Source organism: Spirochaeta dissipatitropha, assembly GCF_054657935.1.
On the sequence record NZ_BAAHXT010000002.1, the window covers coordinates 320,377 to 333,877 of the forward strand.

The window sequence follows — 13,501 nt, forward strand, 5'->3', positions numbered from 1 at the left end:
AATGTTCCAGTGTTTGAAAGTATAGCAAGCATGTGAATTTCTGCACAGATATAGTCTGGTTTGCTTTATGATATCCAAAAAATTTATTGTGTGAAGGGCCAAATATTGATTGAATTTGTCATAATGAAAAATGTATGTTAATTTATAGGAGATCAGGTCTCAGCAATTAGTGAAACCTAGCCGATGCATGTAAGGTGAGATGTAATAAGACGGAGGAACATATGAAGAGTCGGAATCGCGTGGCCATGTTCGGTCTCGCTGCGTTACTGGTAGTAATCTCAGCTACAGGCTGTAAAAACCTTTTTGAGGTAGGTCTCGGATCGGCAGTTGACCTCGAGCCACCGCGGCTTGTTCTGGAGACGCCTGGAATCGACAGCTACCTGAGAGGTCAGGTTGAGTTCAGTGGCCAGGCAACGGATGACCAGGCAGTAGCACGAGTTGAGTATCAGATTCGGGCACAAGATGACACTTCATTCAGCGAATGGACTCAGGTTGACGAGTTTTCAGATAACGAATGGAAAATTAATATAGATACCCGCGGGCTGGCAGATGGACGTCTGCGTCTGAATGTCCGTGCCACCGATACCGCCGGCAAACAGGCTCTCCTTTCTGATCTGACATTCAGTGTTGATAATACTCCACCCGTTGTTCTGCTTACCAGTCCCCGTGATTTTTTCCGGGATCCTTCCCGTGGTGAAGGTTATAATACCTTTGTGGCTATTGATGTTGCCGTTGCAGATGTACACCCCCTTGAATACATAGGTGTACAGATTCTTGATTCCGATGGAAACAGCCTGGTCCGCGACGATCACACACAACTTGCGGGTAATAGCAGTTTCGAAGTGATCTCACTAAATGGAAAAAAGGCACTGATTCAGAAAGGCGTAGCTTCTCCCTGGACTTTTATTTTTAATTCCCGGGATTTTTACCGCTCGTCTGGTGATGACAGTGAAGATTTCAATTTTCATTTCTTTGCCAGGGATGAAGCGGGAAACCGCAGTACCAGCTACTACCATATTGATGACATTCGAAAATTAAGTAATGAAAGTGATCGAACAATTCAGACCGTAACCCAGCTTGCATCTCGTTTGAAGTCCGGTGGACTTACAAACCTGAAATCCCGTTCGGCTGCTGCAGATCCAATGGTCCTGCATTTTAACGAGAAGCTGGATATCCCTTGGGTACAGATTGTTACCTTCGATATTGGGCGGACAGAAATCGGGAACGAAAGTGTTGATGATCCCTATCGGATTGCAGCTGGCAACAATCTCATCGGTAGCGCACAGGATGACGATGGTATAGCCATCGGTTTTCCTCTGATTTTCATACAGGACAAAAATGATGATCGTCTGCCGGAGCCATCTGCCAGCAGCACAATTGACGATCTGGAAAATGAAGGCTGGATTCAGCTCGCGGAACCTGATGACCGTACTCCGGCTCAGCGTCAGTTCAGTTGGCCGATTCCGGCCGAAATTGAAGAACGGAGAATCAGCGGGAATCAGAGGGTGTATTTTCTCGTCAGGGATACTGGTGGTGCACAACGCATGCAGGTCTATTATTCCCTTATTTTCACTGGAGCACCTCTGCTTGAGATCAGCAGTCCAGGGCAGAGTGAGGTTGTCAGAAATACATTCACTATTAGTGGAACAGCAAGCCATGAAGATGGCGCTCCATCAGTATTTCTACACAGGCAGACCTCCTCAGGATCCGTATTACTCGGCGAAATTGAAGAAGGTTCACAGTGGAGTTTTGAGGTAGATACCAACGAGCTGAATGATGGTTCACATACCTTTATAGTTTCCGCCCGGATGAGTGAGGACGAGGGGCAGGCTCAGGCTACCCTGGCGGTGCGGGTAGATAATACCCCTCCGGTTGTATCAAGTATTCCGGGTATGGCTAACAACCAGGTAATTCATAACAGCTCATATTCTTTTACGGTTCCTGCTGCCGATCCTGGCAGTGGAATAGCTCGCTTTGAATATCGACTGCGTACATCATCAATAGGTGAATGGACAGAGTTCCAGACAGCTGACACCGGTAATTTCGGCGAAATTGAATTGAGCAACCTGGAAAACGGATTAAATCAGCAGCTTGAGGTCCGCGTAACAGATAATGCCGGTAACAGCACTGTAATAAGCCGGAATTTCAATGTCAGTCTTTCTCTTCCCGGCTTGATTTATGAACATAAGCTTGAAGACGGCAGCGAAAGTTGGAGTTCTGATTGGTCAGGCACGGTTTACAAGAGTAATGCCACAGGCTTTAGTCTTCGCGGGACAGCAGACAGTGCTGTTGGAATTGATCGAATTGAAGTTCAGGCTGTCGGAGATTCTTCCGGTACAGTCGGTACAATTGAGCTTGTGGAAACAGGTTTACCCGGAGATCTCTCGAGAGACTGGACAGTGCAAGTAGAGCCTACCGAAGAGAATTTGTACACTATTGAGGTAACAGCTTATGATATGGCAGGCCGCAGCCGCAGCCTGAGCCATGTACTTACCTGGGATGCATCTCCTCCGATTATTGAGGTGCTGAATCTGGAAGACGGGGATGCAATTGAATCCGAAACTTTCGAGATTCGTGGAACCGCACTGGATTTCTCCGGTGTTCAGTCAGTGGAATACCGGATTGATTCCGGTTCAGGATTCTCTGATTGGGCACTGGTAAGCGGTACCCAGAGCTGGAGATACACGGTCGAGGGACTCGAAGAAGGCCCTGGATTGCAGATCCAGTTCAGGGCAACTGACCGTGCAGGAAATAGTGCGGTTACCAACAGCATCACCTTCGGGCTGGACAAGGCAAATCCAGATCTCGTTATAGATTTAATTAATGGTGGAGCAGCGGCTTCCTGGATTGCGGGTACTGCGGTTAATGACAATGTTGTACTCAGTGGACATGCCAGCGATGCGAGTGGAATACAGTCGCTTTCCATCAGTCTTGATGGCGGCAGTAGTTTCGAGCTGATGAGCGATAGCCCGGAAGAAGGTGAGAGCGTCGATATCACCCCGGTTCAGTGGGAACATACTATTGTAGTTCCTTCCGATGGCTCCATGGATGGACTGCGTAATATTATTGTCCGTGCAGTAGATGCATACGGAAAGGTAACCGACAGAAGCATCAGCATGCGCTTCGATGCAACACCTCCAGTAGTCACTGTGAGCAATCTCGTTGATGACGCTCTTATATCGAGTACTCCCTTTACCCTGAACGGTACCTGGACTGACATGGGCGGCAGTGGAACAAGTGGAGGCTTAGCCGGAATAGACTTCAGGATCAATGACGACGACGAGTGGCAGCCAGTCGATAAAGAGGCCGGAGACAGTCTGAGCGCAAGCAGTTGGTCAATCAATCTTACAGCTGATCGTGGACTGCAGCAGGGTCTGAATCAGAGCATTAGCCTTCGTGCACGAGATGTTATCGGGAATCAAAGTACAGCACTGGAGATTAATGGACTGAAAGTCGATACAGCCCCGCCGGTATTGGTAGAAAACAACTACGATAGTGGACTGGTGTATAGCAACAGCCTGATCAGCTTCAGTGGTACTGCTACTGATTTTAATGGTATTGCCAGTGTCACAGTCGATGGTATGCCAGTGACAAGTACTAATGACTTTGCCACATGGACCTTTACCGATAATGATCCACAGGAAGGAACGAATACCTATTCCATAGTTGCAACAGACAATGCCGGTCGTTCGACCACTATAAGTCGAAGTATAGTGTATGACACTATTGACCCAGATGTGGAAATTACCAATCTGCGGCCTACAATAGAGCTTGCAGGTGGTGAGACACGCGTAAACAATATCGTTGAATTCAGTGTAGCAGCCAGTGACGAGAATGGTCTGGGATCCGGTGCAGTGCGCTGGTATATGCTGCGTAGTGATTCTGATGATCCGGAGTTCACAGATGCATTCCCTGAAGGGAATGAGACCGGAGGTACCTTTGCTGCAACTCCATATTCGGCAAAAATCGATACCCGTGACCTTGATGACAATACGGAATACACCTTGTGGATACTTGTGCGCGATCGTGCAGGGAATGAAACCAGAGTCAGTAGAGTAGTAATAGTTGATCAGGATTCGGATATTCCCACGGTCAGCTTTACCGACCTGGATGCGGGTGTGGACAGTGAAGCAGCTGCAGGCCTGGATGGCCAGAATCTACTGGATTTCAATGCCCGGATACGCGGTACAGTAAGTGATGATGACCGGGTTGCTGCCGCCAGTATAGAGCTTTCAATAAATGGCGGGGCCTGGGTGAGTCCGACAAGTGTTGGCGCTAATAGCCGGAATGTAAGCTTCACTCATAATCTTGATGCCCTTGATGAGGGAATCCATTCGTTCAGTATTCGTTTCAGCGATCTTGCATCCGAGAAAATCCAGAAGGATGGAGCTCTGGATGTGGCAGCTGTTACACAGGAAATTGGACCGATCTGGTTTGCGATTGACTTTGCACCTCCAACAATAGAAATCAATAATCCTGGCAGCGGTGCGGCGCGTAACAGTGATTTCACCATTTCCGGCATCGCAGTGGATGCGAACGGTCTGGGACTTCATGTTGATGGTTCAAATGATCCAGTAGCTGGCTCCTGGGTACAGGTGAATACCGGTAGTGGTTGGGAAAATGCGATTATTAGCGGAAATCCACAGACTGAAGAGGTCACCTGGGAGTATACCGTCCTGGTTGGCGCTGATGGACTTGCAGATGGAAACCGGACCATACAGGTCCGTACCGTTGATCGTTTTGGAAAGACAGCATCTGCGCAGCGCAGTGTTCTCATAGATACAGCGCTGCCGGTAATCGATGAAATAAGCATTCCAGATGAAGCACTTGAGGGAGATCCGTCTACCTGGCTTACAGGTTCAGCTGCCACAGCATCCGGAACAGCAGTTGATACCGGAAGTCCTGCCAGTGGTGTAGCCCAGGTGAAGTACCGTATATATTCCGGCAGCTATAATTCTGGAGACGATGCAGAATGGGCCAGTGCGCTGGGTGGCTTTGATGGAACCAGCTTTGCCTGGAATACCAGCCTGAATCTTGGTGCAATCGGTGAAGGAATACGAACACTTGAAGTGCGGGCAGTAGATGCAGCTGGAAATATCGGTGATGTATCGTATGTCGAGTTCGGTGTGGATCAGAATAATCCCGGGATAACAGAGACAGGAATAGCTGCGCCGGTATCGGCAAGCGGAAATGTATTTGAGTTGAGCGGCAGTGTGAGCGACAGTAATGAGCTGTCGTCTATAGTAGTTACCCAGCAGCGGGGTGAAGGCGAAGAGATAGTTATTTATGACAACAGTGGGCTTGCTGGTACGTCTGCAGACTGGACTCTGGGTAGCTTGCCGCGTGATCCTGCGGCAGCAGATCCAGTTGATCCGTCATCAGTTTTCGCCAATACTGCGGGAGTGCTGACAGATGGTGATGGTATTTATATCTACCGGGCAACTGTAACAGATATAGCCGGGAAGACAGCGCAGATTACACGAACGGTTACAGTGGATCTGGTTGGACCTGAGGTGAGCATTACAGCACCTCCTGCATCCGGATATCGATCCGGAGACAGTACTACGATCAGTGGTACAGTTGCTGACGTGGAGTTTGTAAGTGATATAAGCGAAGTGCGTTTCTGGATCGGATTCGAAGGAACCGAGCCTCCTGCGTCATACGAAGACTGGATAGCCACTGCAGCCACTAAAACAGGAAACGGTCAGGCTGAATGGTCACAGGCCGTGACCCTGGGTGGAGGTATCGGTCAGATACCTGAAGGTCGACAGACTCTGCATGTAGTTGCGCGTGATACAGCCGGAAACTGGAGTGAGGATGTAGCAGTCCGGACCTTTATTGTGGATCAGGCAGATCCGACAGTTGAAGAAAATGTTATTGGAAGCAGTGCAACGCAATACAGCAATACGAGTTTCTCTTTGGGTGGAACAGCAAGTGACAGCAATGAGCTTGATCGAGTGGAAATCCGTCAGGGTGGGGCAGAAGGTACTCTGGTAGCGACAATAGAACTGAATGGAGATAACGACAGCTGGAACATAGGAGACCTGCCTCGTGATACGGGAGCAGCAGACCCGACCGACCCAGCCAATGTGCTGGTCGAAGATGGTACCTTCCAGTATCATATACGCGTTATTGATATCGCTGGTCGCAGCAGTTCGCTCACACGAACAGTCCAGGTAGATGTGACTCCTCCGAATGTAGAAATTGGCGGCCTGACTCCAATTGTAGAAATCGATAATGATGATTTTGTAAATGGTATAATCTCATTTACAGCAACTAACGTCAGTGACAATACCGGCGGGAGTGGTTTGATAAGCAATCCTGTACGCTGGTGGATCCTACCTTCTGCAGACCCCGCACCTGTTTGGGATACAGCAGGCTTCACCAGTTTTGGTGCTGCTCCGTATTCAGCAACAGTGGATACAAATGATGCAGTGGACGGCTATGACGATGGTGACTATGTACTGTATTTCGCATCACGTGATCAGGCCGGAAACACTGCGATTGCGTCACGTGCCTTCATCGTAGACCAGGAAAGTGACCGACCCATTTTCACCTTTACAACACCTGACTCCAATGGTTTAACCGTCTATACAGATCGGAACAATATGAATGCTACGGGTACAGTCCAGGATGTTGATGGACTTGCATTGCTGCAGCGCCGCTTCCCTGGTGAGGCTGAATGGACCACCGTACAACAGTGGACTGACAACTGGCCGACAAGCTACAGCTGGTCGATTAATATTGATGCTATTCAGGATGGTGCCAACCGGACATTTGAACTCCGTGCCGAGGACCGCAAAGGTGAGACCATATATTTTGAAAATGAAGTGAGTTCTCCGACGTTTACAATCAGTACAGGCAGTCCTGAGGTAGAAATATCAGCACCGGCCACCGGAGATTTCTATAATGGAGACAGCGATATAGCTGCTTCCGGCACTGCAACGATTGATACGAGTCTGGTTGATGCTGAAATTACCCTCATTGAATACCGACTGGGAACCAGTGGCACATGGACCGAGATTACGTCCGGTAATCTCGGTGATGTTGTCTCCTGGAGTGAAAACATTCCAATTCCCGTTGATCAGAACGAAGGTGTTCTGAGATTAAGTATTCGAGCCACTGCTGACAATGGACAGACCGGTACGGCAGTACGAGAAATTCGCATTGACAAGACTGCTCCGACCATCAGTTTTACAACTCCATCAAATGCTGCAATCGTGAATGGTAATTTGACTGTCAGTGGTATAGCTGGTGATGACAATTCAGTGGATCGTGTGCAGCTTGAGCTAATTCGTCAGAGTGACAGTGTCGTTGTGGCAAGCTATGCGGATACCGGAAGCTTTAACTGGTCACGGAGCATTAATACCGTAAACGATCTTGATGATCTTTCGAACTATATACTGCGGGCAACCGTATTTGACGCAGCTGGTAATTCAGCAGTTGCAGAACGCACTGTTAGCGTTGATCAGTCTACTGATACTCCGGTAATAGTATATGCAGAATCAGGTATAGCAGCAGATGGTTCTACAGTTTTTACCTCGACCGGGAACTTTAACCTTCGGGTAACAGATGATGATGGTGTTGAAGATGTCCGGTATCGTTTTAACGGCGACAGCTGGAATACAATATCTATTGGTGGTTCCAGTCCTGTAACAGTACAGATTCCCCTGGCTGGATTAAGTGATGGTTTGCATGAGATAGAGTTTGAGGTTATTGATACTGCTGGCTTCCCGATGGGTACCCTGACGGCTGGACCTATAGAGTTCAGAGTGGATACGATTGCACCAACTGCTGCAATCCAGTCTCCTGCATCCGGGGCTGCTTTCAACAGTAACTTCTCTCTCAGTGGAACTGCAGATGATATTAATCCGATTACGACGGTTGAGTATCGAATAAATGACGGTAGCTGGTTCGAAGTTGATACACTGACTTTTAACAGCGGAACTGAGTGGGCCTGGACGGTAGATGAGGTTGACCTGATTGCCGCCAGCCCGGCATTCGGGAATAATAATGTAACAATTCAGGTGCGTGCAACAGATATTGCAGGGCGCACAGATACTGCTTCACGATCTTTCACATATGATATTTCCGATCCATCGCTCAGTATCAGTTTGCCAGTCGACAAAAATCCTGCGGACACCGACAATATCACAATTAACAGGACCATAGGTTTATCCGGAACAAGCAGTGATCCCTATAGTGGTATTGAGTCTGTAGAACTGTACGTTGTTCGTCCTGATACAAATCTTCATGAAATTACCTCGGTAAGCGGAACAACGAGTTGGTCAGCAGATATAGATACTACCTTGTATGACAATGCTGATTATGCAGTAGAAGTTGACCCAGCCGATGGTGATTATCGTGGTGTGTGGGATCTTACTCTGCGCGCAATTGCGATTGACAATGCAGGTAACACTGCGAGCGAAGACATCGTTCTGCGTATTGATCAGACCACCAACCTTCCAGTAATCAGTTTTACTAATATGGCTACAGATGGGAGTCAGCTCTTTGGTTCTGCAACGCCGATAGCTATCTCTGTTACTGATGATGATGGTGTGGATTTTATTGAATATCGCTTTAATGGCGGAGGCTGGAATCAGATTGCACTTGGAGGAAACAGCACTGAAACAATCTCACTGTCCTACAGCCTGCCTGACGGTCTGCATAGCATTCAGGTGAGAGCGCAGGATACAATTGGAGGAATTGAAAGCCTTACGGAGACAGATCCAATCGAGTTTCGTCTGGATACCCTGCCACCGTCGGTCAGTATTGCAACTCCAGCCAGCAACAGCTTCTGGAATGACACAGTAAGCGTGACAGGCACAGCCACAGATGCCAACGGCATTACACTGCTTCGTGCCCGTATCGATGGTTTTGGTGATTGGGTGGATGCTGTACTCACTGAGATTTCTCCAACCGAGTTCAGCTACACAGTTGAGCTTCCGGTCAGTGGTGGTGCGGGGCTATCTGAAGGTGTTCACAATATTCTTGTTGAAGCAACCGATGGAGCTGAAAAAACCCAGCAGACCACCAGATCTTTTACCTACGACATTACCCCACCGGTAATTTCGATTCTTACTCCGGACAACGGTGTGAATGTGAACGGCCGTGTCACCTTGCGCGGCGCATCAACAGATGACAGCGGGATTGATCTGACTGAGCTGCGAATTGGAAACAATCCAACTGCGGAATGGGTTCCTTTTGTCAATCGATTTAACTGGGAACATGTATTCCTGAACATCAATGCCTTTGCCAATAGCACCGATGCCGTTGAAACTGCACCTGGCTCTAATGTATGGCAGCTCCCGATATATATCCGGACGTTTGACCCTGCTGGAAACGAGACAGTAGTCGGTGGAATTGGAGATGGTTCACAGGATTATTATCTGACAGTCGATCCTGATGGAGACAATCCTGAAGCTGTAATTTTACAACCTACAAATAATGAGACAGTAGGCGGGCGAATACGTGTCAGCGGTTCAGCTGAAGATGACGATGCGGTATACCGGGTTGAAATAGCCTTTGATATGAACAACGACGGAACCTTCAGTCACCCCGATGATATCTGGCCAGAACCTGATGGTGGTTGGCCAATGGGTGAAGAACCAGTGGCGTCCGATGTTATTGCAGATGCAAATACCACACAGTGGTATTTGGTAAACGACAACACAACATCTGGAACCTGGTCGAACTGGTCAGTTGACCTGAACAAATACGGGGAATTCAATCCCGATGAAGGTGAATTGCGGACTATTCGTATAAAAGTACGAGCAATTGATACCAAAGATGGCAACTCACCAGGAATTGCAGGTACTGCCGAGATTATTACTGTAATAATTGACCCTAACGTTCCGAGTATCGAGAACCTGAACTATGCTAACGGTGACACTGTTGGAGGACAGATTGTACTGTCTGGTACTGCGCGTGATACTTCGCAAATAGACTTTTTGCGGGTACGAGCCAGCGGTGGTGGAGTAGCGAACAATATTATTCTCATCAACAACGGGGTCATTCAGCAACCTGACTGGGTCACTGAGGTAGATTCGGGTAGGGAATTTGACTTTAATGTTCCGCTGGACTCACTGGCGCATTTTGGATCCGGTCAGTCTGGTCTGTGGTCATTTAACATTGAAGCCGACGATGGACAGTTTACCTCACAGTCATTCTTTACTCTGCAGGTCGATAATAATCCTCCAGGTGGTGTTCTCGATCCATTCATTGAAGAGATAAGTGTTGCTGGTGAAGATTATGTGCGGATCAGTAATTCAGCCTATGTACTGCAGGGAACCGCGAATGATAGTGGAACTGTGTCCGGTGTTGAAGCTGTAGTTGTGTGGCTGCGTCGCGGTGACAGGGTGTATGATCTGCGTTGGAATGATTATGCCTATGTCAGCAAAAGTGCCGATGGAAGTGGTGAATATTCAGCAGATCTGATAAGCGCAGCTGCAGCGTCCAGCGGAATAACTTATGTGATTGTTGAATTAGGTGATACCGATTTTACAGAAATTGGCGCAGCACGAAATGAAGTCGGTGTTGTGTTCGAAGCAACAGGATCCGGCAGTGGAACCGGCTTGTTGGCACCGGAGAATTACTTTGCAGTAATTGATCAATTCAATGAAGAAGGTGATGACAATGTAATCGGTAAGGGTAATCAGGACGGAATTCGGGAAAACCTGCGGCTCTCTGCAGGTGGGTATGAGTGGTATATGATTTTTGATAGTACCGAGATCGATGATGGTGCTATCGAGATTAATTATGCTGTTCGTGATATTGGCGGTAATCATACTTCATATAGCGAAGATGCATTTGTAGCCAATAAACGGCCGGAGATTATGTCTATAACCCTCGGAACCGACCTGACTGGCGCAGGCAGTGTAAATGTTACCGAATCATTTGTCTCTGCCTATACCGCAACAGATTTCACTGTACGCAATGAACTCCTGCAGTTTACTATTCTCACTCAGGACGCTGCAGACGCCAATACCCCGCTGAACTTCACTGTTGAATATTACGACGGTGTTGCATGGCTTGAGTTATACACTGGAACAGATGCAACAATTGATATTACCGACTTCAGTTCCATTGCTGATACCATTGGCGCAGGGGCATGGGATCCGAACGATGCACAGTTCCGTGTCACGGTCACAGATAGTCTGGAAATGCAGACCTCACAGGAGGTCCGCATGAACATTGATAATGTAGACAACATACCACCGAGTATTGAAGTTGCACCATTTGGTCAGCGTTTTACGATCTCCCAGACCGACGGTAGCAAGGTTCTTGAAGCGGCGGATAACTACAATGAGAACATTGTGACTACTGGTAGTGGCAGTAATGTAGTTCGCCACGGATATGTGCAGTATGCTGAACACAGTAGTAATGCACGTGCTGATATCAGCGGAAAAGTTATTATCACTGGAAGGGCTGAGGATAATCAGCGGATTCAAGCTATTTCTGTCAGAATAGCAGAGTATGATGGTGGTGAAGGAGTTGGGCAGCCGTTTACTATCGCAACATGGGATGGTACTGGTCTGATAACTAACGGAGACTCTATCGCTGATGTTGCTGCAGGAACAGCTGACTGGGGCTTTGAAGTTATTGGAGGCAGCGAATTCATAACAGAAGCCGACGGTCACGTTCTGAACTGGCGTTTTGCCTGGAATTCTGCACGCATAAATGGTGTGGCACGTGCCAATGTCAACATAGAATTTGAAGCCGTAGACTTTGGACCTGATGATGGTAATGTCTCGAATAATAGTACTGATGTCGATGTAGTCCCATATATCTCTGGTATTATAAACCCTGCTGGGCAGTTTGGAATAAGCGAGGTTGTATTACGCTCAGCGACCGGTATATATAGTATTGATAATAGAGCAGGGCAAATATTCCGGATAGATGGTTTTAATCTTTCAAGTGGAAATGCGTATCTTACCAGTGCTGCAATTGGGATTGAACCGTCGGTGGGTGACGCACTCAATTCAACAGAGAATGGCTCGGCACTGGATATAGACCGGAATCTGGCAGGCTCAGGGTATTTAACAGTTTTTGTGAATGGCATAGCTAGTCTAAATAATCTGAATAATAATGACGCTGACTATAACCAGGAAGAACAATTTGGCAACCCACGTTCTGTTCGATGGAATGATGACAGATTTTTACGAGTATGGGATGTTACCGAGGTTATGTCGGGCACCGACACTCAGACCTACTACTACCCATCCATGATCATGGATGGAAATCAGCCTCTGTTTAGCTATACAAATGACAACAATGGTTATACTTACCGGACCACTGGGGACAATGTTTCAGCTTGGCGTTCGGGGCAGTGGTATGAACGGCATTCTGCGATAGCGAGAACAGATGGTGTGAACTGGATACTTTCGGTACAGGATGCATTTGCAGGTGGCATTGGCTATTTATATCTAAATCGTGATAGACAGCAGGCTGCTTTAATAGGTGGTAATCCACGAACAAATACCAACCACTTTGAAATTCTTGGTCTGGATTTTAGAAGTCGTCAGTTGAACAGAGTGAAATTTCCCAAGCTGCATGTAGATGGGCCAGCTAATAATACTAACATCTACATAACATACTACGATGCACATCCGGATGAACGGAATCTATCGTTTGTATCTTTCCGTGCAAGCAATGCTACCGACAGCAATCTTACGGAACCAGCAAACGACGCTGGCAGAGCAACTCAGGTACAGGTTATACCAGGCACTGCTAATGCGAGCAGTGAGTACTATGATATGGTAAAGGTAAATGGTACAGATATTGCTGTCATTTATTTTGATGGAAATGCAGGTGCACTAAAACTTGCATACTCCAGTAATGCATGGAACGTTAACAATCTTAGTGGAGGCGGTGACTGGAATACTATAGTTCTCGATGACAGTGCCCTGACAGGATCACATGTGTCTGCAGCAGTGAGTCAGCAAGGAGATGATACTTATCTGTATGTTGCTTACCATGATGCAGCGGAAACCTCTTTGCGATTTGCTGCTGTTGATTGGAGCGATAAATCTACAACAAGTGTACAGGTAGATTCACAGTTCTCGGTGGGTACCAGGACAAATATGCATGTTATAGATGGTATTCCATATATTAGCTATAGCTCTGACTCTTACATTGGCACAAGGAATTCCATGCGATTGGCGTATCCTGTGGCTGCAAATGAAAGAACCAACATCGAGAATATACTCTATGACGGCTCTGATCAGAATGATCAATATACGGGAAATTGGGAAATCACAGCAGTGCCTACGTACAATATTCCTCGTCCAGGAATTGAACAGTTTCATCGAACTATGATCAATCAATACGTGGCTGCTGGAGAAAACCTGCCAGTTGTCGGTTGGCTTTCCGATAAGATTGAGTATGCTCGTATGTTGCCAGTAGTTGATTAATAGTGAATCAGTTTTTAACTGAGAGAGCAGATAGTTGCTGTTGCCATAACTTTAGTGGCAGCAGCTGTATTGTTCACGCGGTAGATAAC

The 13,501-nt window shown here is 47.4% G+C and carries 1 protein-coding gene; it reads left to right on the plus strand.

What is annotated here, in order from left to right; genetic code table 11:
• Positions 1 to 221 precede the first annotated feature (221 nt).
• Positions 222 to 13,412: a beta strand repeat-containing protein gene (locus ACYQ2L_RS03255; RefSeq protein ID WP_460050993.1), complete on the plus strand. Its 13,191-nt coding sequence runs from the start codon at positions 222 to 224 to the stop codon at positions 13,410 to 13,412.
• Positions 13,413 to 13,501: the final 89 nt, after the last annotated feature.